This window comes from Sulfuricurvum sp. IAE1 (assembly GCF_004347735.1).
Taxonomy (GTDB): Bacteria; Campylobacterota; Campylobacteria; order Campylobacterales; family Sulfurimonadaceae; genus Sulfuricurvum.
In genome coordinates this window covers 1-21,781 of the sequence record NZ_SLTI01000062.1, presented here as the reverse complement: position 1 = coordinate 21,781, position 21,781 = coordinate 1, and the positions used below count along the sequence as shown (strand labels likewise).

The window sequence follows — 21,781 nt, the reverse complement described above, 5'->3', positions numbered from 1 at the left end:
TAAGAAAAAATACCCTACCATAGGAAATCTTTTCATAAGGTTTCCGCATGGGCACACAAAACTGCTACCTCCTTGATACTTCCGTTATCCTCGACGATCCGACCAACATCCTCCGAATCAGCGAAGAGAATCTCAACGGCGTCGTCATCACCAACGTCGTTCTGGCCGAACTCAACAGCAAAAAAGACGACATGCGCTCCGAAGCGGGCTTTCAGGCGCGGGAATTTTTCCGTCTCGCCGACATCGCATGGGGAGAACCGATCAGTTCGGTAGAGCTCCCCGAATGTGTCCGCAGCCGCATAGACCACAACCTGTGCCAAAACGACCGCTATTACCGCCTGTCGCTTAATTTCGACCGCTCTTTGCACGGGGGTGAAGCGAACCTGATCGACCTCTACATCGTCCATCGCGAGCACTACCGCGTTTCGGCCCACTTTTCGGAACCCAAAGGGCTCAACGATGCGAAAATCGCCGAAATTGCCGACGATTACGACCTCACACTCCTTACCAACGACATGTCGTTTCGCATCGCCGCCGAAATCCGGGGGATCCAATCACAGAGCATCCGCAACAGCAGCGTCGAGGCCCCCGAAAAAATCGATTTTTCCTATACCTACGAATACGAGGAGGCCCCTGCCCTCCCCGCCGACAAAACCCATCACAATTTCGACCAGATCACCTTCGTCCAAAAAGCACTCAGCGCCGCCTCGGAAATGTACGAAACGGGAATTCAACGCCATGCGTTGAGCGTCAACGGCCAAATCGAATGGTGCGATTTCGACCGCCGTTTCGGGGAACATTTCGACGAAAGCCTTGTGCGACCCCTCAACCTCGAACAAAAATTCTATTACGCGATGATGACCCACCCGCAAAACTACGTCACGGTCGTCTCAGGCTCGACAGGGTCGGGAAAAACGCTCGTGGCGCTGCAGGCGGGACTGGAACTGGTCGAAGAGGGGATCGTCGAAGGGATCGTTTATGCCCGGAACACCGTCACCTCGAACGACCCGCAGTCCGAACTTGGATTTCGCAAGGGGGACGAAGAGCAGAAACTGGGGTATTTCATGTACCCGCTCTACGCCGCGATCAATTTCACGATCGAGCATCAGAGCAAATACTCCATCGACGCACGGGTCGAATATACGGGCAATACGAATTCGATCAAACGGGAAAACGCGACCGAAATCTTCATGAAAAAATACAACATCGAAGCGATGGACATCGCCCACATGCGCGGAACGACCATCTCTCGCAAATTCGTCATCATCGACGAAGCGCAGAACATGACCAACGCTACCCTTAAGCTCATCGGAACCCGGATGGGGGACGAAACGCGCCTCGTCGTCATGGGCGACCCCGGCCAGATCGACCATCCGTTCCTCTCCAAACGGCGCAACGCCCTCGTAACGCTGCTCAACAAAGCCCAGCACAACGATTTCATCGCCGGCATCCAGCTGCGCCATACGATCCGCAGCCAGGTAGCCGACTGGTTTGATAAGAATTTTTAAAAACAAAAAAAAATATAAACATACTATATGAATTGAGTTTCTTTTTGTTATTATTTGCTTGCCAATGATATTGGACTACTGTATGGAGCAATTAATGAAGAAACTTGCATTACTGGGATTACTCAATGTTGCCATGATGGCGAGTGAAAGCGGATGGTATGTGGGAGGTGATGTCGGCCGTACCAAGGAAAAGGACGAAACCTCTACCGGGAACCATTATTCGAATACCAGCACAGCTTACAGTGCGAAAATCGGGTATTACTTTGATAACAATGTACGCGGATACGCTTTTTATCAACACATCAATCGGGGTGATTTCGCTAAACCGACAAATGCATACGGTGGAGGATGTGATTATCTTTTTGGCGATAATGCATTCAAACCCTTTCTAGGGGCAATTGTAGGTTACTCGGTATACAAAAATGGAAACTACAAACAAGACGGACTAGCATACGGAGGGCAAGTCGGAATTAATTACGGTCTGAATGAGCATTTTTCGGTTGATGCGGGCTACCGTTATCTTTTCTCTGACGCAACCTATAAATCAGGGAATTACAAAGAAGAAATTACCAGCTTCCAATCTTTCTTTGCCGGCGTAAATTACAAATTCTAACGGTAAATGAACTCCGGTCTCTTTATAATAGAGATCGGAGTTTGGCTGGGGCAATCCCCACTTTTCTAAAACAGAAAATCAGATCGGCAGAACGCGGATCTTCTGGGAGAGTTTTTCCTTGAGCGTCGCTTCGATGGCGTAAAGCGTTCCGGTCGTCGAACTCGCGCATCCCGAACACGCACCCAGATAGCGGATATAGACGTCGATATAATCGGGTGAGTCTTTGATGTCGATGACTTCCATGTTTCCGCCGTCCATGACAAGGAACTGACGGACGCTCTCGTCGATGACGCTGTCGATCGCCTTGATCTTCTGCACAAGGGTCATCGTCTCGAAATCGCCGTGCGTTCCCGCATCGGCAGCGGCGCGCATTTTCTCCTCGTCCATTTCGCGGCGAACGTCGGCAAGGATGTCAACCAGATAATACTCGCGCGCTTCGTGTCCGCCCGGCTTGATACAGGATTTACAGAATCCGCCCGCTTTGGTGTAATCGGTGATCTGCTCGACCGTTTTGAGGTCGTTGAGGCGGATCACTTCGCGCAGCGTTCCCAGGCTGACGCGCGCGCACTCACAGACGATGATCTCGTCTTCGAAGCTCGCCGCATCGACACCCAGGTAAAGACCCGCCGCTTTTTTGATGACGTCGTACGCCATGACCGAACAGTGCATTTTCTGCGGGGGAACCGCAGGAACGTCAGGGGTGTCGCGGAGGGCGAATTCGACGTCGATGTTGGTGATCTTGACCGCTTCCTGGACCGTTTTGCCGATACACAGCTGCGTCATCATGTCCGAGCTGGCAATCGCCGTACCGCATCCGAAGCTTTTGAACTTCGAATTGACGATCGTATCGGTAGCGGGATCGACTTCCCAGTAAAGGCGCACCGCGTCACCGCAGCTCTCTGCCCCGAAATCGGCGACGATGAGTTTATGCCCAGCAGCGTCGCACTCCTCTTGCGTAATCTCCCCCTGATGCTGGGGATTATTCATCAGCGTGGTAACTTTGTTCGAATACTGGTCCCAAAGAGACCCGCCCAAAAGATCATTTTTTGCCATAATTGTTTCCTTCTCAGTGGTGGATATTGCATTCCGCAGCCTCACCACCCGGTGTCGGCTGAACTTTTGCATAAGAACTTGAAATCGCGCGTAACCGCACGACCGCTTTTTTGAACGCGTCGATCACGTAATCGATCTCTTCGTCGGTCGTGAAACGCGAAAGGCTCAGACGGATCCCCGTATGCGCCAGTTCGTGGTCGGCCCCGATCGCCAGCATAACGGTATTGGCCTCGAGATCCTCGCTCGCACAGGCCGAACCGGTGGATGCACCGATCAGGGCGTTGTTGAGATCCCACAGCATCCCTTCCCCCTCAACCCCGCGGATCGAGATGAGGATCGTGTTGGGAGTACGGTTGTCGCGGTTTCCGACGACCATGACGTCGCTCAGTTCGGCGAGGAGGGCATCTTCGAGGCGGTCACGCTTGGCACGGATGGAAGCCATCTTGGCTTCGATATTCTCGGTGGCCAGTTCGATCGCTTTACCCATCCCGACAATGTAGGGGACGTTCAGTGTCCCTGAACGGCGCCCACCCATGTGTTCGCCTCCGTGCAACAGCGGGGTCAACGCTTCGGAATTGCGGATATAGAGGGCCCCGATCCCTTTTGGACCGTGAAATTTATGGGCCGACATCGAGAGGAAATCAACATGGACGTCCTGGACGTCGACCGGAATTTTTCCGACCGCCTGCACCGCGTCGGTGTGGAACAGCACTCCCCGTTCACGGCAAATTTCGCCGATCTCCTTGATCGGGAAAATCATCCCCGTCTCGTTGTTCGCCCACATCACCGAAACAAGAGCCGTTTTATCGGTGATGAAACTGCGCAGGGTGTGCGCTTCGACGATCCCCTGGTCGTTCACCGGCAGATACGTCACCTTAACCCCCTGCTCTTCGAGGAATTTACAGGTCGAGAGGACCGATGGGTGTTCGACTTCGGTCGTCACAATGTGGTTCTTGTCGCCGTTAAGGATCTTGTCTACCCATACCGATTTGAGTACCCAGTTGTTCGATTCGGTCGCACACGACGTAAAAATGATATCGTCGTCATCGCCCGCATTGATCGCTTTGTACATCTGGTTGATCGCTTTGGTAATGGCCGGATGCGAAGCGGTGCCGTAACGGTGAAGCGAATTGGGGTTCCCGTAGATTTCGCTGAAAAACGGGATCATCGCCTCGACGACGGCAGGGTCGACTCTGGTCGTGGCGTTGTTGTCCAAATAGACTTGCATAAATTCTCCTCGAGAAATCGTCACGCAATAAAAGACAAATTCTCTCTTGTTTAACTTTCGGGATAATAGAGCAAAGCTCGTTATACTAACCTTAAGGGTTTTTTATGTTTAACGCGGTTTAAGGATTCGGTATCAGTTGGCCATCATTGCGATCAGCTGATCGACCGTTTCTTGAAAATCGGTTTGAAATTTTTCCCCCTGCGAAAGAAATTTCTCCATTTGCTCTTTTTTCCCGATCGCTTCGTCAAGTTCCCGGTCGGTTCCCCTGACGTATGCGCCGATGCGGATCAGCATCTCGTTCTCTTTAAGTAAAGTATAGAGGCGGCGAAACCGCCGGGCGGCGGCGAAATGTTCGGGGGAAATGATATCGTTCATGACCCGCGACGCGGAATTGAGAATATGGATGGGAGGATAGATCCCGAAATCGGTCAGTTCCCGCGAAAGGACGATGTGGCCGTCGAGAATCGAGCGCGACTGATCGGCGATCGGGTCGCTCAGGTCATCCCCTTCGACGAGCACCGTAAAAAAAGCGGTGATCGAACCGTTTCCCTCCTCTTTGCCGGCCCGCTCCATAAGCTGCGGCAGCAGGGTAAGCGACGAGGGGGGATACCCTTTCGAGGTGGGAGGTTCTCCCAGCGCAAGGCCGATCTCACGCTGTGCCATCGCAAAACGGGTCACGGAGTCCATCATGAACAGAACATCGAGCCCTTTGCCTTTGAAATACTCCGCCACGCTCATCGCACTGAACGCCCCGTATTTGCGCATCAGCGGCGAATCGTCGCTGGTGGCGACGACAATCACCGTATTTTCGAGATTTCCGCCGAGGTTTTTTTCGATGAATTCGGGAACCTCACGCCCCCGTTCCCCGATCAGGGCGACCACTTTGATCGGCGCCTGGGCGCCGCGGACGATCATCCCCATCAGGGTTGATTTGCCGACGCCGCTCCCGGCGAATATTCCCAGTTTCTGCCCTTTCCCGCAGGTGAGCAGCCCGTCGATCGTCTTGACCCCGACGCTGAAGGGCTCATCGATCATCCCCCGTTTCATCGCCGCAATGGGAGCTTTGATGATCGGTTCGAGATGGGTGGAACCGATCGGTCCCTTCCCGTCGATCGGGTTCATGAACGGATCGACGACCCGTCCGAGCAGGGCGTCTCCCACCTCGATCATCATCCCCGTCTGGTTCGGATAAATCTTGTCTCCGGTCCGGAACCCTTCCACGAACCGAAACGGGGTAATGTAAAACCGGTTCCGCTCTACCTCGCTGACCATTCCCATCGCCTGGGCACCGCTCATTTCCGACACGATCAGCACCGTATCGCCGATACTGACGTGAAGCCCTTCGGCAACGATTACGGTAGGGCTGATCTTGGTGATCGTCCCGAACAGGGTCGTCAGCTTTTCGATTCCCAGACGGCTTCGGATGGTTTTGAGCGGCATCGTTTAGTATCGGGTTCCGGCCGGCGAGTTGATCAGGTTGAAAAACTCCATCCGCGTTTTTTCGTCCCGCTTGAACAACCCCCGCAGTGCGCTCGACGTCGTCGTGGAACTGATTTTCTCTACGCCGCGCATCTCCATGCACATGTGGCGCGCCTGAACGACGACCGCAACCCCCTTGGGGCTGATCGCGTGCATCAGGGCATCGGCGATCTGTTCGGTCAGCTGCTCCTGGATCTGCATCCGGCGGGCAAAAACGTCGACTACGCGCGGGATTTTGGAGAGGCCGACCACTTTTCCGTCAGGAATATAGGCGACATGGGCACGTCCGATAATCGGAAGGAGGTGGTGTTCACACGTCGAGTAAAATTCGATATCTTTGATCAGCACCATTTCGTCGTTGGAAGTTTCAAACATCGCCGAATTCAAAATCGCCTGCGGGTCTTCATTGTAGCCTCCGAACATGAATTCGTACGCTTTCATGACCCGCTCGGGAGTTTTGAGGAGCCCTTCGCGGGTTTCGTCTTCGCCGACGTAGCGGATCATCGTCTTGACCGCGTCTTCGAATGCTTGCTGGGTGGTTGTTTTTGACATCGTTCTCTCGTCCAATCTTGATGGTCTTACTTTATCACGTTTTTGCTGAGGAGCAGATGAGCAAAACGGATCCTTCATAGACTTATCAGAGCATTTTGGGTATTATTGCCCCCATTTAGTCTGTCAAGACAACGACAACAAAGGGATTCAATGCAAATTACTACGAATAAAATCGACTCTGCGAACGCCAAAATCAACGCGGCCATCACCCGCAACACCATCGATGCCAACATCGAGAAAATCGCCAACCAGCTCAGCAAAGAGGCGAAAATCGCCGGTTTCCGCAAAGGGAAAGTCCCCGTCAGCGCCGTGAAAAAACAATACGGCGACCGCCTGGTACAAGACGCCGAAGCGCAGGCGCTCCGCGACCTGCTTGACGAAGGGCTCAAGGCGATGGAGATCGCGGCAAGCGCCCTGATCGGCGAACCCCAGATCACGAAATTCGATAAAAACGACAACGGCATCGACGTTGAAGTAACCCTCGCGATCCGCCCCGCGATCGAACTGGGCGATTACGCGGCAATGGTTCCCGAAGTCGCCAAGCCCGCCATCAGTGACGAAGCGGTTATGCAGCGTATTGAAGAGCTCGCAGGCGCTCAGGCTCCGTTCGTCGACGTTGAAGAAGACAGAGCGCTCATCAGCGGCGACGCTGCGGTGATCGATTTCGAAGGGTTCGTCGACGGCGAAGCGTTCGAAGGGGGGAAAGCCGAAGGGTTCAGCCTCCGCCTCGGAAGCGGCCAGTTCATCCCCGGATTTGAAGACCAGGTCATCGGGATGAAAAAAGGGGAAGAGAAAACGATCGACGTCACATTCCCCGAAAACTACGGCGGCAGCAAACTGGCGGGCAAACCGGCCCAGTTCAAGGTAAAAGTCAACGCGATCCAGGCAAAAGAAGCGGTCAGCATCGACGACGAACTCGCGAAAAAAATGCTTCCCGGTTTCGAAGACGCGAACCTCGAAATGCTCAAAGAAAAAGTGAAAGAGCAGCTTGAGAGCGAAGAGATGAGCAAAATCTACAACGACGAACTCAAACCCAAACTGATGGAAACTTTCGTCAACGCGTTTACAATCGACCTTCCCGAATTCATCGTCGAGCAGGAGATGGACATGGCGCTGAACAAAAAAGCGCGGGAAATGGCCGAAGCGGAGCTCGAAGAGCTGCGCAACGACGCCGAAAAAGTCAAAGCGCTGCGCGAAACGTTCCGTGACGACGCCTGCCGCGCCGTCAAAGCGACCTTCATCGTCGATGCCCTTGCCCGCGCCGAAAACGTTGCGGTGAGCGAGCAGGAACTGATGCAGACGATCTATTTCGAAGCGATGCAGATGGGACAAGACCCTTCAGCGATCTACAAACACTACCAAGAGTCGGGATACCTTCCGGCGATCCAGATGGCGATGATCGAAGATCGCGTTCTTAGCAAACTGCTCAACGACAAAATCAAAGAGGCCTAATGAGCTACATCCCTTACGTCATCGAAAAGACGGGGCGCGGAGAGCGCTCCTACGACATCTATTCGCGTCTGCTCAAAGACCGTATCGTTATGCTCAGCGGCGAAGTCAACGATGCCGTATCTTCTTCGATCGTCGCTCAGCTGTTGTTTCTGGAAGCGGAAGACCCGACCAAGGACATCTATTTCTACATCAACTCTCCCGGCGGCGTCATCACCTCGGGAATGGCGATCTACGATACGATGAACTACATCCGTCCCGATGTCTGCACGATCTGTATCGGCCAGGCGGCGTCAATGGGCGCTTTTTTGCTCAGTTCGGGAACCAAAGGCAAACGCTACGCTCTCCCCCACGCGCGGATCATGATCCATCAGCCCCTGGGCGGCGCGCAGGGACAGGCTACCGATATCGAGATTCAGGCCAAAGAGATTCTTCGGATGAAAGCCGAACTCAACGAGATCCTGGCGAAAAACTGCGGACAAAGTGTTAAAAAACTTGAAAAAGATACCGACCGCGACAACTTCATGTCCGCAGAAGAAGCGGTAAGTTATGGTATCATTGACGAAGTGCTTGTCCAAAAAGAAAAAGAAGACAAATAATTAGGGATGTTTCATGGCGAGTCTCAGTGATCTCAAGCGCTCACAGCGGCCCGCCCCCCAAACCAATCCTGACGGGAGCAATAATTTTATGAGTATCAGTACCGGTTCTTTAAGTGACCCAACCAGCGATCTGGAAATTTTTGCGAAAGAGGTTCTGAGCGCCCTGATATCAGACAACCTTCCCCCGACCCCCAACAATTTCGCCCTCTACTTCGACCGTATTCTCGAAGACAAAAGCGAAAGCCTTCGCCGCCAGATCGGCTCTATCCTCGAACTCGAAGAGGACAACCACGACGACAAAAGCGTCGAACTCGAAAAAAACCTCAAACAGGGTTTTCTCTCGATCAAAAACATCCTGCAGCTCAGTGCCACCCTCTACAAAAACATCGCGTTAATGGAGAAAATTCTCGATAAACGCAAGGAAGAGATGAAAAGCGTCCCGACCGTAGCGGGAGCCAGTGACCTGCTCTCATCGTTGAGCAACGACGTCAACAAACTCAGTGCGATCCTCAAAAAACAGGTCACGCACATGAAAAGCGTATACGACGAAACAGCGGGAATCGTACGCCAGGTCGAAAACGAAACGATTTTCGACAACCAGTACGGCGTTTACAATAAACGTTATCTCCTCACCAAACTTGAGCAGGAACGCAACCTGATCGACGAGTTCAAGCACAAAAGCTCTCTCATCACCGTGCGCCTCTCCAAAGAGACCAGTTCGATTATCCAAAGCGAAAAAGCGCAGCAGCTGATGATCCGCACCGTGGCACGGTTACTGTTGAAAACTTCCCGGCGCAGCGATATCGTCGCCCACTACGGCGAAGGGGTATTCGCGATGGTGCTCAAACACACCGACATCGAAAGTGCCAAGCGGGCTTCTGAGCGTCTATACGACCTCGTCGCTTCGAGCAACTTCTTTCTGGCCGAAAAAGAGATTCAGCTGCGCATCGCGATCGGGATCGCCGAAATGACGGCTGCCGAGGGAGTCGAACAGACCCTGGTCAACACCCTCGATGCGATGAACATGGCCGACGAGAATTCGAAACTGCGCTACATGGTCGCAACCAGCAACGAATAAAGCCTTCATGATTCTCCCGATCGTCACTTATCCCAATAAAATTCTCAAAACCGTCTCGGCCCCCGTTACGGAGTTCGACGAAGCATTGCACCGTTTTCTCGACGACATGTACGATACGATGATGCTCTCCAACGGCATCGGCCTTGCCGCGATCCAGGTCGCCAATCCTATCCGCGCCCTGATATTGTGCATTCCCGACGAAGAGGGGAACCAGTCGCGCGACCGTTTGATCGAAATCATCAATCCCGTTATCCACAATCCCAAGGGTACCACCCTCTACCAGGAAGGGTGCCTGAGCGTTCCGGGATTTTATGAGGACGTCGAGCGCTACGAATCGCTGACGCTCCATTACCAGGACCGCTTCGGCAACCCATGCCTCCTCGAAGCCGAGGAGCTGCTCAGCATCGCGATCCAGCATGAAATCGACCATCTCGACGGTAAACTTTTCATCGAAAAGCTCTCCTACAACCGTCGTAAAAAATTTGAAAAAGAGTACAAAAGAGCACAAAAAGAGAAAAAATAATCCCTTCCGCCGCCTCCTTCTCTTTGCATTTTGCAATATTTACCCAAAAATAACATTTTCCGGTTACAATATCTCTCAAATCCCATAACGGTACTCGCCATGAAACAGTTGTTGTGCGCCACATTCGAAGGGATCGACGCCAAACCCGTCGAAGTCCAGTTTACCGCCACCAAAGGACTCCCGGCTTTTACGATCGTCGGTATGGCCAATACGGCCATCAACGAGTCCAAAGAGCGGGTGAAATCGGCCCTACTGGGAAACGGTTTCACGTTCCCCCCCAAACGCCTCACCGTCAATCTCGCTCCGAGTGACCTGCGCAAGGAGGGGTCGCATTTCGATCTGGCCATCGCGGCGCTGATCGCACTGGGGAACGGAGAAGAGTCGACCGAGGGGTGGTACGTTTTCGGCGAGCTGGGGCTGGATGGCAGCGTGAGCGAAAACACCCTCCTCTATCCGATCATCCTCTCTTTAGCCAACCAGGGCTTGATACGACGCGCCGTCGTCCCCGACGTCAGCGTTGCCAAACTCTCCAAAATACCCGGCATCTCTTTTTACGGTGTATCGAGCCTTACCCAAACCCTCGAACTTCTTCGGGGCGTTGCCGCGCCCGAACCCGCGGAATGTTCCTCGTTCGATTTCAAACGCCTCGAACACGAAGGGGAACCCTATTTCTATCATGAAGAATATCCCCTCGATTTTCGCGACATTCGCGGACAGGAACACGCCAAACGCTCCGCTCTCATCGCCGCTGCGGGGATGCACAATCTGCTGCTGGAAGGTTCTCCCGGGAGCGGGAAATCGATGATCGCCAAACGGCTGCGTCATATTCTCCCCCCGCTGCACAACGACGAAATGCTCGATTGCGCCAAGCTCGAAATCCTGGAGGGAAAAGAGCCCTCTTTCACGCCGCTTCGCCCGTTTCGCTCCCCCCACCACACGAGTACCGGCGCCAGCATTTTTGGCGGCGGGTATGATTTACAATAATTCCTGCTACCTTACAATAAAATATGCTACTACATAGCACTTACTATTCATAGCAATATATAGATTATCTAAACGGTAGGGTTATATTATCTTTTTCAAACGGAGCAAATATCTTTAAATAGCCTAACCAATCTCTTAACCTTTGTTCAAAATCTATATCTGTTGATTTTGTCAATTCATCGTGAGAATAAAAAACCGAACCCTATACGATTTTGAAAATGATCATAATCCATTAGACTTGCCCCATAACCACTAAATGCTTTGATATACCAAAAATTATTTTTTGAGTATCCAATTGGATATGACCATTCACCCTCAATGGAACCTCGATTATCACCGCCAAAATGAAGGTTGTTGCGCCATGTCAAATCAAATTGATGTTTGCCCAGAATATAATTTAGTTTGACATGTCCATATCCAAGATAATCAGCTATATCCTTATTGTTTCCTCCAGGATCCGGATACCAGACTCTCAAAGTAGTTATTAGATTATTGTAGAAGAAAATTGTATCGAGGTAAACTTGATTCCATTCTCTTGATAGAGGTTCGCCTAACCCATTAGATTCATGCCAGAAAGCTATTTTAAATGCTTTTAACCCGATATCAGCATATTTTTTATCCTGAACGGGCAACATAAGCCATATTTCTGGGCGATAATTACTTTCACGAAAAGGTGATGAGTTTGAATAGAATTGCCACCAAACTTCCTGAGTATATCCAAATCCGAACTCTTCATTTAGCCCAAGAAGATTATATGTAAGATTTTTTTTCAAACTGATCTGAAATTCTGTTTCAATATTGTTGTTAAATTCTTGGTAACCCGGATAGGAAATCGGATCATATTTCTCGTAATTTTTAGTGGTATAAGCAACTGGGATTAAATATGTCTTTTCATAAGGCAACATCCCAAAATTACCAAAGATCTTGGTCAGTATTGTCTCGCGTTCATCAATATCTTTCGGCATAGGAATATTTTCTAAAATATATTTTCGTCTTTCTGCATCACTTTGCGGGTCAATTTGATATAGATGTGCCTGTGGAATGATCTGTTCATTCTGAGAGGAAATGGATGGCAGTTGATAGATGGAGGCGGAACGCTTGTATAGACCTATCGCTTTCGATATATTACGCTCAACACCGTTGCCTTCTTCATACATTTGTCCAAGTGCGTATTGTGCGTATGGATTACCTGTCTCGGCAGAAATAGAGAATAAACGTGCTGCTTCCGTATAGTGACCGTTCCTGTATTGATTCAGTCCTTCTTCATATTCATTTGCGTAAATCAATGTTGTAAAGCATACAATTAGAGAAAATGAGAAGCGAATCAGCGACATGCACATCCTTTTTACGTCAAATGATGTTTGAAATAATAAATATAAGGACTAACGACCTGTTTTAAAAGCATTTGCAATGATTCATTGTCTCGCCAATGAACGTCTTCGTAGAGTTTTGGAGCAATTGCTACAAATATTTCAATCATTTGAGGATCAAAATGTGTTCCAGAACCTTGCTTGAGAATTTTTAGACTCTCTTCCAAGTCTAGAGGATCTTTGTATGGACGTTTTGAGGTGAGCGCATCAAATACATCGACAATGGCAAATATGCGTGCTATATACGGAATATCATTTCCTTTAAGTCCTTTGGGGTATCCGGTACCGTCAAAATGTTCATGATGAGAAGCGATGATGGAGGCAGCATCGTCTTTTATCCATGCAATGGTTTCAATTATATTCAGTCCGTATTCGACATGTTTTTGCATCGCTATATATTCCGTCGAATTTAGTTTTCCTGGTTTCAGCAATATTGTATCTGAAATACCGATTTTACCAAGGTCATGAAGGAAAGCCCCTTTTAATAAGGACGGGAAGAGGTCTTTGTCCAGACTTAACGATTTTGCAAACTGTAAGGCATAGTAAGTCACCCTATAATTGTGATCAGATGTGTCACTGTCTCTTAGAGCTATTGCATTTCCCAAGGCTTCAATCATCTGGAAATTACTTTTAAGTAGTATTTGGCGGTCGTTTTCGAGTTCACGGTATTGGCGATATATAAGTGGAAAGATACTGATCATGACAAGAAAAATAATTGAAGAAATGGCATAAAAAGCCTCTCTCATTTTTTCTCGCATCATATTGACAGTCTCTGAAGGAAGTAGAATAATCATTTTTAAAGTATAAAACTGCTGATTTTTGGTGTTAATTTTTTTAATATAAACGAGAGCGAAACTTTGATCATTGATTGGAAGCATAATGTAATTCAATAGTTTGCCAGGGGCGAAAGATATAGTTTGATAAACGGATCTGACATGTGCGGGAACCGATTGCATTTCATAATTAATGAGAATATTTTGTTTTTTGTCCTTTAACTCAATTTTGACAACATTATTTTCTACAATCTTTTTATGCGATTTTGTAAAAGATTCTTTTATGTTCTCAGATGCGTCAGGATACAGAGATAAAGTATTGGCAAATTGTTTTTGGGATCTTTCAATCAGACTACTAATATATTCACCGTTTTGTCGTTCAATATAGTAATAAATAGCAGCAAATGCAAAAAGAACTACAATAATAAGGATCAAGAAAATTCTTGCAAAAAATTTAAATAAAATACTTTCTCTCACGTAGTACACCATTCTGCCCGTGCGTTTATATGACCTCCGGATATTCAGCCGTGACATATAAAAAAACGGCCTCATTTAAATTTTTTAAGTACATTATAACAATTCAATATATAAAAATGAACTTAATTCAAAAAAAGAGTCATATTGTTATTTTAAGTTTACATTTTGCATAATACTAAGAAAATGCAGGAAAAAGCAGTTATGACGTTTAAAAGAAAAGTTCAAGAAATGAAACGTGACCTTATACTGGAAGAAGCCGGAACCCTTTTTGTAAACGAAGGGTATGAGAATATGAAAATTTCTGATCTGGCTAAAAATGCAGGAGTATCAGTCGGTGCAATCTACAGTATGTTTGGATCGAAAGAAGCTTTATATAACCAATTTATTATTGGATTAATTGAGTATTACATCGACCTTATGGAACAAGAACTAGAAAATAAAACTGACCCTATTGAAATGCTTAAAATCATGGTAAAAATCAAATTTACTGCCATAGTCAAAAATAAAAATGCCTTGAAAGAGGTTATCTTGCATGATCCAACTTTCAACCTACACGTATCTTCAGATGAATATAACCCTTTAACACAAATGCATCTTTATGTTTCCGAGAAGGTTATGAAACCATTATTAAAATCTTTGAACTGTTCTAAAAATCCAATGGAACTATTTTTTTTATTTGACGGCATTACGTTCGGGATGGCCAAATATTGGATATTTGCGGGTGGTGATTTAGTGTCAAGAGTAGATGAAGCTGTAGAGATGTTTATTCAACTTCTAAAAAAAGACAACTCATGAAACTATCGATTCTTGCTGCCGTATTGGTATGGACTGTAACGGTTAGTGAAGTATTTGCTGGATATACATATACGGTTGGAATTATATCGGATGGCGAAAATCCAAAACTTTTCGAAGCGCAAACATTGCTTATCGATGAAATCCAAAAAGCGAGTGAAGGGGAATTTACGGTCCGGTTTCCAGAATCGAAACGCTATAACGGAAATTTTTCGGTCGAACGGATACGGTCATCTATAGAAAAATTTCAAAAAGATCCTGACATAGATTTTGTTCTTTTAATTGGTAGTATGGCATCTCAGATCGCATTGACACGCACCGCATTTTCAAAACCGACATTTGCACCGTTTGTTTATAATGTTTCATTGTCGGGAGTGCAAAAACATAACCGTTTTTCCATTCATAATCTAAATTATGTGACGGCTGAAACACAACTAAACGAAGAGATTCGGAAATTTCAAAAACTTGTCTCATTTAAGAAGATAGGAATCGTACTCGAAGAGTCTCAATACCGACTGTTTGCCACAGCGGCCAATAAGGCGGTGACTGAAGCGAAGAAGCAGGGAATAGAACTAATATTTATACCAGTAAATGAGCGGGACAAAGATATTACACATAAAATTCCTGCCGATTTGAACGCACTGATGCTAACCTCTTTAAGTAGTGTGGATACCGGAGTTCGAAAACAATGGATTAAAACGATCAATGAACGAAAGCTGCCGACGTATGCTTTAGGTGATGGAACTATGATATATGAAGGGGCTTTAGCTTCATCTGCAGAGAAAGATGACTTATCTCGAAGAGCACGCAGAACAGCGTTGAACATACTAGCTGTCATGCGTGGGAAAAAAGTGGAAGAACAACCGGTGCTGATTGAGCAAAAACAGCAGCTGATGATTAATATGCAAACTGCGCCTGCAATCGGAGTCTACCCAAAGTTTAGTGTTTTGGATAATGCTATTTTATTCAATGAAACAGTAGAAAAAGAACCAAAACTATCCTTAACTACAATAGCTAAAGAAGCGATTCGTGCCAATCTAAGTATTATCGGTGCCAAACTTGGAGTTGCAGCGAATAAGGAAAACATTGCTGAAGTGCGTTCCGTCCTTTTCCCGCAAATAACCGGTGAAGCTGAATATTCGCAACAAAACAGTGACAATGTTTATGTTGAAAATGGATTTTACGCCGAAAAGAGTGTAAGCGGTAGGATTAAGTTACAGCAGATTCTGTTTTCTGAAAAAGCATTGGCAAATCTGGAGATTCAAAAGGAATTACAAGTTGCTATCGAAGAGCAGCAACGTTCCCTGGAAATTGAAGTGGTAAAACAGGCAATGACTGCTTTTTTAAATGTTTTGATCGCTCAGACACATTATCGTATACAGCAAGATAATCTTACACTGACTCAAACGAATCTTGAATTGGCAAAAGGGCGGGTTCAAGCCGGTTCGTCAGATATGTCTGATGTCTATTACTGGGAAAGTGCAATTGCAACAGCACGGCAAAACGTTTTGAATGCCAGAGCAGACGTCGAAAAAGGAAAAGATGGTTTGAATCTGATTTTAAATCGTAAGATTAGTGAACGTTTTATCACTGAGCCGGCGACTCTCGATACCCCGGTTATACTCAATAACAAGAAAGTGCTTTCAGAATTGATTACAGATCAGCGCAGTTTTGATGCCATGTCTTCTTTTTTTATTAGTGAGGGGATTGATAACATACCCCAATTACATCAGTTAAATGCGCAAATGAGAGCGCAGAAACGGCAGCTTCTTTCGGATGAACGTTCTTACTGGTCCCCGGATATCATATTCGGAGCAGATGTTTCGCATATTTTTGACGAGACCAGAAATCCAGGTGCGGGAATCAACATGAAAAACGAGACGGACTGGCAAGCTGGGGTTCGTCTTTCGTTGCCTCTTTATGAGGGTGGTGCACGAAAAGCAAGAAGCACGCGTACACAATTGAAACTACAGCAATTGGAAATAAATTATATGGATCAGTTGCGAAGAACGGAACAACAAATACGGAGTGACCTTCATATGTTGAAAGCCAGTTACTCTTCAATAGACCTTTCCGAAGAAGCAGCTCTTACCGCTAAAAAGAGTTTCAACATGGTAAGGGAGAATTATGCCAAGGGTACACGGACGATGAGCGATCTTCTTTCTGCGCAAAATACTAGTTTAATCGCCGATCTGGAATCGGCAAATACTACATATCGTTTTATGATGGATTTACTCCAATTACAGCAGGATATTGGCTCTTTTAATCTTTTTGTAGAAGATTCGGAGCGTGAAAAATTGATTAAACGTTTGGAAACGTATATTATGAATAAATAAATTGGTGAAAAAGGGCAAATGAATGAAACAAATAATCTTTAAGCGGTTAATTATTATCAGTGTTGTTGCAGGAATTATAGGAGGAGGGATTTTCTTATACAATTACCTAAACCAATCAGAACTTCCCGAATCCATCGCTTTCGGAAACGGAAGGATTGAAGCGACAGAAGTAGATATTGCAACCAAACTATCTGGACGTTTGACTGAAGTATCAGTGAATGAAGGTGATATCGTCAAAGCTGGACAGATTGTGGCAAGGCTTGATACGGATGAACTGAATGCGAAATTGCAACAGGCTCAGGCTCAAGTGCAACAGGCTAAAGAAAATAAAAAATATGCATCTGCCATTGTACGTCAGCACCAGAGTGAACTCGAATTGGCGCGTAAAAATCTAGCACGCTCTCAAAACCTTTATGTAAATAATAATATATCATTGGTGCAACTTCAGCAGCATGAAGCGGCTGTCGACACGTTAGTGGCGGCTATTGCGGCAGCAAAAGCACAGGTTATTGCTTCAGATAGTGCTATCAATGCAGCATTAGCTCAAAAACAGGTGATACAAACGAATATCAATGATAGCTTTCTAAAGTCTCCCATAGAAGGACGAGTCCTATACAAACTACTGGAACCAGGAGAAATAATCGGATCGGGCGGAAAAGTATTAACTGTACTCAAAATGGATGATATTTATATGACGATTTTCATTCCAACGTCGTATGCGGGGCGTGTAAAAGTTGGGAGTGAAGCGAGAATATTATTGGATGCATTGCCAAATACTGCCATTAATGCCAACGTGTCTTTTGTTTCTCCTGATGCTCAATTTACTCCTAAAGAGATTGAGACAAAAAGTGAACGGGAAAAATTAATGTTTCGGATCAAAGTAAAAGTAGATCCCGAGTTGTTGCAATCTGGAAAGCTTCAAATAAATAGTGGAGTACCGGGAGTTGCCTATATACGCCTTGATTCAAATGCTTCTTGGCCTAAAGCCGTTGATTCTGCCAAACTTCTAAACTAATTATGAAAACGGCTGTATCTTTAAAAGGGATTACCCATTATTACGGCAATACGGTAGCAGTCGAAAATGCGACTGTTAGTATTCCGGCAGGATGTATGGTTGGATTTATCGGACCTGATGGTGTCGGGAAATCAACTCTTTTAGGACTCATAGCAGGAGTGCGGATTATTCAACAAGGGTCGATTGAAGTATTTGGAGGAAATATGGCGGAACGGCAATACCGTGAAAAAGTATGCCCACGTATTGCCTATATGCCTCAGGGTCTCGGGAAAAATCTATATATGTCATTATCGGTGTATGAAAATGTCGATTTTTTCGGACGTTTATTCGGACAAGGAAGAGAGGAACGTAATAGCAGAATAACCGAGTTACTGGAGAGTACCGGACTGGCACCGTTTAAAGACCGTCCAGCCGGGCAACTTTCCGGAGGAATGAAACAAAAACTGGGATTATGCTGTGCTTTGATCCATGATCCAGACTTATTAATTTTGGACGAGCCTACTACTGGAGTCGATCCGCTTTCTCGACGCCAATTTTGGGAACTTATCGACCATCTCCGAAATCGCGGAGAAGGAATGAGCGTCATTGTCGCAACGGCATATATGGAGGAAGCACAGCGTTTTGACTGGCTGATCGCGATGGACGATGGGAAAATATTGGCTGAAGGATCTCCTCAGGAATTAATGACCCAAACACACTGTGATAATTTAGACACAGCATTTATCCGTCTCCTTCCAGATGAAAAACAACATGGACATCATTTGTTAGTTGTACCGCCACGCATTGTTAGCGCAGAGGAATGCCCAGCGATCATTGCCAAAAATCTGACCATGAAATTCGGTGACTTTACAGCTGTCGACAATGTCAGTTTTTCGATTCAGAAAGGGGAGATTTTTGGATTTTTAGGTTCTAACGGTTGCGGAAAGACAACGACTATGAAGATGCTGACGGGATTGTTGTCTCCGAGCGGGGGACAGGCTTGGCTTTTCGGTGAAGAAACAAATGCCAATAATTTAGATACGCGTAAACGTGTCGGCTATATGACACAAGCTTTTTCTCTCTACTCTGAGCTCAGTGTTTACCAGAACTTGCTCCTTCATGCACAGCTTTTTCATCTACCCTCGGAGCAGATTGAATCAAGAGTTCAACAGATGATAGAACGTTTTAATCTGGATGAGTATAAAGATGCTGAAGCCGCCGATCTTCCGTTAGGTATTCGTCAGCGTCTTTCTCTTGCAGTCGCTGTTATTCACAAACCGGAGATGCTTATCTTAGATGAACCGACATCGGGAGTAGATCCTGTCTCCCGCGACAGTTTTTGGGAATTTTTGATCGACCTATCCAGAAAAGATGGGGTTACTATTTTTGTTTCTACCCATTTTATGAATGAAGGCGAACGATGCGACCGCATCTCTCTGATGCATCAAGGAAAAGTACTTGCCAGTGATACACCCGAGGCTTTGATCCGTTCTCGCAACCAAGCAACTTTGGAAGATGCGTTTATCGATTATCTCGAAGATGAACAAGATATTGGTGTCTCATTTGAAAAATCAGAGACACTTCATGCTAGAAATGAAAATGAATCATATACAAACCGCTTTTTCAGCCCTTTACGTCTTTTCGGATATGCTTTCCGCGAGTCGCTGGAACTTATCCGTGATCCTGTGCGTCTCGTATTCGCATTATTGGGAACCGGTATTTTAATGCTCATTTTGGGCTTCGGTATTACAATGGACGTTGAGGATCTCCGTTTTGCGGTATTGGACCAAGACGGTACACCCCAAAGCCGACAATACACTCAAAATCTGGCCGGATCGCGATATTTTGTCGAACATCTTCCGTTACATTCATTTGATGAACTCGATAATAGGATGAAGTCAGGAGAATTATCTGTAGCTTTGGTTATCCCGCCCGACTTTGGAGAAAATCTGAAAAAAGGCCGCTATACAGAAATTTCTGCATGGATTGACGGTGCAATGCCATTTCGTGCCGAGACGATACGTGGGTACGTTCAAGGCATGCATCTGGAATACATTCACCAACTAGCGCGTGATACATTGGGTCACGTACCGGCTAGTTACCCAGCAAATATTGAAATGCGCTATCGGTATAACCAGGATTTCAAGAGTATATATGCCATGGTCCCTGCAGTCGTACCGATGCTTCTGATATTCATCCCTTCTATTCTCATGGCACTGAGCGTAGTGCGTGAAAAAGAGCTAGGCTCAATCACCAACTTTTATGCTACACCGGTGACACGATTGGAGTTTTTGATTGGTAAACAACTTCCATATATTTTTATCAGTATGATCGGATTTTTGATTTTGCTCGCTTTGGCGGTTAGTGTTTTCGGCGTATATCCAAAAGGGAGTCTGCTCACTTTGAGTTTGGGCGCATTACTCTATGTGACCATTACAACGGGGATAGGTTTTTTGATGTCGTCGTTCATGAAAACACAGATTGCCGCTCTCGCTGGCACAGCAATTTTTACATTGTTGCCTACTGTTAATTTCTCAGGTATGAAAGACCCTATCTCTTCGCTTGAAGGGGTAGGCGCTTTTATCGGATATATTTTCCCGGCAACTTATTTTATCAATATCAGCCGCGGAATATTTAGTAAAGCGCTTCAGTTCAATGATTTATATCGGGATTTTATTGCTATGGCAATTATTTTGGTTGTGATTTCCATGTTTAGCCTAATGCTATTGAAAAAGCAGGAAGTATAATGGAACATCTATTAAACATCTTTCGACTAGGTGTCAAAGAGCTTTACAGTTTATGGCACGATAAAGTGATGATGATTTTAATTGTATACTCCTTTACTTTTGCCATTTATGTTGGTGCCACTGCAACCTCGACTGAACTGCACAATGCCCCGATTGGTTTTGTTGATGAAGATGGTTCAAAGTTATCGCACCAGATAATCAAAGCCTTCTATCCCCCAAGATTTACAAAACCTGACCTATTTGCATTCTCAGAAATAGATGCTAAACTTGATGCGTCACTGTATACATTTGTCATAGTAATACCAAGCAATTTTGAAAAGAAACTAATATCAGGTAAAAAGCCCGAAATTCAGGTAAATATAGATGCGACTCGAATGACACAGGCAGGAATCGGAGCAGGCTATATCCAACAAATCATCAACCAAGAGATCAATAATTATTTCATTGGTGTACAAGCTAAACGACCACTGCCTATAAGCATCATCACACGAATGAAATACAATCCTAATCTCACAAGTAAGTGGTTTGGAGGTGTGATGGAGATCATCAGTATGATTTCCTTACTTTCCATTATTCTCACTGGTGCAGCATTAATACGTGAACGTGAGCACGGCACATTGGAGCATCTAATGGTTATGCCTCTCAATGCCTCTGAAATCATTCTTGCCAAAATCTGGTCGATGGGCGTAGTTGTCCTTATCTCAGCTTCATTTTCTTTGATATTTGTAGTTGAAGGAGTGCTACAAGTCCCAGTAGCCGGCTCCGAATTCCTTTTTTTGTTCGGTGCGATGCTTGTTTTACTTGCTACAACATCGATGGGGATACTTATGGGAACTATTGCGCGGACAATGCCTCAGCTCGGTTTGATCTTTATTCTGACTATATTACCGTTACAAGTCTTATCGGGAGGAATTACTCCGTTTGAAAGCATGCCTCACTGGTTGCAAAATGTGATGTTGTTAATGCCGACAAGTCATTTTGTCAGTCTGGCACAGGCAATACTCTACCGAGGCGCAGGATTGGATATCGTCTGGCCGAATATGATTTCAATAGTCGCAATAGGAGCCGCCTATTTTTCAATTGCGTTGATGCTATTTAAAAAAAGCATAGCTTCATCAACGTAAGGCATTGTCAAGCGCGGAGTTAAAATAGGCAGCTGAGAAGGCTGTTGGATTGTAGTTTTTACGACCTAAAGCTTAAAGAAGCGGATTAGATTCGCTAAAGTC

At 46.3% G+C, this 21,781-nt stretch carries 18 protein-coding genes; 12 read left to right on the top strand and 6 right to left on the bottom strand.

Annotated elements, in window-relative coordinates:
• Positions 1–47 precede the first annotated feature (47 nt).
• Positions 48–1,508: a PhoH family protein gene (locus E0765_RS11050; protein ID WP_132813289.1), complete on the top strand. Its 1,461-nt coding sequence runs from the start codon at positions 48–50 to the stop codon at positions 1,506–1,508.
• A 94-nt stretch (positions 1,509–1,602) separates the two neighbouring features.
• Positions 1,603–2,121, top strand: coding sequence for an outer membrane beta-barrel protein (locus E0765_RS11045; protein WP_165921748.1), 519 nt, complete (start codon positions 1,603–1,605; stop codon positions 2,119–2,121).
• A gap of 78 nt (positions 2,122–2,199) precedes the next feature.
• Here the strand turns inward: E0765_RS11045 and E0765_RS11040 are convergent, their stop codons facing one another.
• From E0765_RS11040 to folE, 4 genes are all read right to left on the bottom strand, one after another.
• Positions 2,200–3,174 carry an iron-sulfur cluster assembly scaffold protein gene (locus tag E0765_RS11040; RefSeq protein WP_132813287.1) on the bottom strand — a complete coding sequence of 325 codons (975 nt, stop codon included), beginning with the start codon at positions 3,172–3,174 and terminating at the stop codon, positions 2,200–2,202.
• Positions 3,175–3,187: 13 nt separating this feature from the next.
• Positions 3,188–4,402 carry a NifS family cysteine desulfurase gene (locus E0765_RS11035; RefSeq protein WP_132813286.1) on the bottom strand — a complete coding sequence of 405 codons (1,215 nt, stop codon included), beginning with the start codon at positions 4,400–4,402 and terminating at the stop codon, positions 3,188–3,190.
• A 132-nt stretch (positions 4,403–4,534) separates the two neighbouring features.
• Positions 4,535–5,842 carry a flagellar protein export ATPase FliI gene (gene fliI, locus E0765_RS11030; RefSeq protein ID WP_132813285.1) on the bottom strand — a complete coding sequence of 436 codons (1,308 nt, stop codon included), beginning with the start codon at positions 5,840–5,842 and terminating at the stop codon, positions 4,535–4,537.
• Between the two features lie 3 nt (positions 5,843–5,845).
• Positions 5,846–6,433 carry a GTP cyclohydrolase I FolE gene (gene folE, locus E0765_RS11025; RefSeq protein WP_132813284.1) on the bottom strand — a complete coding sequence of 196 codons (588 nt, stop codon included), beginning with the start codon at positions 6,431–6,433 and terminating at the stop codon, positions 5,846–5,848.
• A 150-nt stretch (positions 6,434–6,583) separates the two neighbouring features.
• Between folE and tig the strand changes: the two genes are divergently transcribed.
• The 5 genes from tig to E0765_RS11000 all read left to right on the top strand — a co-directional run bounded on the left by tig (position 6,584) and on the right by E0765_RS11000 (position 11,066).
• Positions 6,584–7,885 carry a trigger factor gene (tig, locus tag E0765_RS11020; protein ID WP_132813283.1) on the top strand — a complete coding sequence of 434 codons (1,302 nt, stop codon included), beginning with the start codon at positions 6,584–6,586 and terminating at the stop codon, positions 7,883–7,885.
• Complete coding sequence (gene clpP, locus E0765_RS11015; RefSeq protein WP_132813282.1) at positions 7,885–8,481, top strand: ATP-dependent Clp endopeptidase proteolytic subunit ClpP; 597 nt, start codon at positions 7,885–7,887, stop codon at positions 8,479–8,481. Before tig ends, clpP begins: the two co-directional genes overlap by 1 nt.
• An 88-nt stretch (positions 8,482–8,569) precedes the next feature.
• Positions 8,570–9,559, top strand: a complete 990-nt coding sequence (locus E0765_RS11010; RefSeq protein WP_255417910.1) for a diguanylate cyclase — start codon at positions 8,570–8,572, stop codon at positions 9,557–9,559.
• A 7-nt stretch (positions 9,560–9,566) separates the two neighbouring features.
• The gene (gene def / locus E0765_RS11005) at positions 9,567–10,082 is read left to right on the top strand and encodes a peptide deformylase (RefSeq protein WP_132813280.1); all 516 of its coding nucleotides are present in this window, start codon (positions 9,567–9,569) and stop codon (positions 10,080–10,082) included.
• A gap of 99 nt (positions 10,083–10,181) precedes the next feature.
• On the top strand, positions 10,182–11,066 hold the full coding sequence (locus E0765_RS11000; protein ID WP_132813279.1) for a magnesium chelatase domain-containing protein: 885 nt from the start codon (positions 10,182–10,184) through the stop codon (positions 11,064–11,066).
• Between the two features lie 176 nt (positions 11,067–11,242).
• Here the strand turns inward: E0765_RS11000 and E0765_RS10995 are convergent, their stop codons facing one another.
• Together E0765_RS10995 and E0765_RS10990 are read right to left on the bottom strand one after the other, a co-directional pair.
• On the bottom strand, positions 11,243–12,400 hold the full coding sequence (locus E0765_RS10995) for a phospholipase A (RefSeq protein ID WP_132813278.1): 1,158 nt from the start codon (positions 12,398–12,400) through the stop codon (positions 11,243–11,245).
• An 11-nt stretch (positions 12,401–12,411) separates the two neighbouring features.
• Positions 12,412–13,686 (bottom strand): HD-GYP domain-containing protein, encoded by a 1,275-nt coding sequence (locus tag E0765_RS10990; RefSeq protein ID WP_255417909.1) that lies wholly within the window; start codon positions 13,684–13,686, stop codon positions 12,412–12,414.
• A 183-nt stretch (positions 13,687–13,869) separates the two neighbouring features.
• Here E0765_RS10990 and E0765_RS10985 point away from each other — a divergent pair, with 183 nt between their 5' ends.
• Genes E0765_RS10985 through E0765_RS10965 form a run of 5 tightly spaced genes read left to right on the top strand, consistent with a single transcriptional unit; the run spans position 13,870 to position 21,679 of the window.
• Positions 13,870–14,481: a TetR/AcrR family transcriptional regulator gene (locus E0765_RS10985; RefSeq protein ID WP_255417908.1), complete on the top strand. Its 612-nt coding sequence runs from the start codon at positions 13,870–13,872 to the stop codon at positions 14,479–14,481.
• Entirely contained in the window at positions 14,478–16,814 is a 2,337-nt protein-coding gene (locus tag E0765_RS10980) for an ABC transporter substrate binding protein (protein ID WP_132813276.1), read from the top strand. Before E0765_RS10985 ends, E0765_RS10980 begins: the two co-directional genes overlap by 4 nt.
• A gap of 22 nt (positions 16,815–16,836) precedes the next feature.
• Positions 16,837–17,829: an HlyD family secretion protein gene (locus E0765_RS10975; RefSeq protein ID WP_132813275.1), complete on the top strand. Its 993-nt coding sequence runs from the start codon at positions 16,837–16,839 to the stop codon at positions 17,827–17,829.
• A gap of 2 nt (positions 17,830–17,831) precedes the next feature.
• Entirely contained in the window at positions 17,832–20,555 is a 2,724-nt protein-coding gene (rbbA, locus tag E0765_RS10970; RefSeq protein ID WP_132813274.1) for a ribosome-associated ATPase/putative transporter RbbA, read from the top strand.
• A complete protein-coding gene (locus tag E0765_RS10965; RefSeq protein ID WP_132813273.1) occupies positions 20,555–21,679 on the top strand; it encodes an ABC transporter permease in 1,125 nt (374 codons plus the stop codon). Before rbbA ends, E0765_RS10965 begins: the two co-directional genes overlap by 1 nt.
• Positions 21,680–21,781 lie beyond the last annotated feature (102 nt).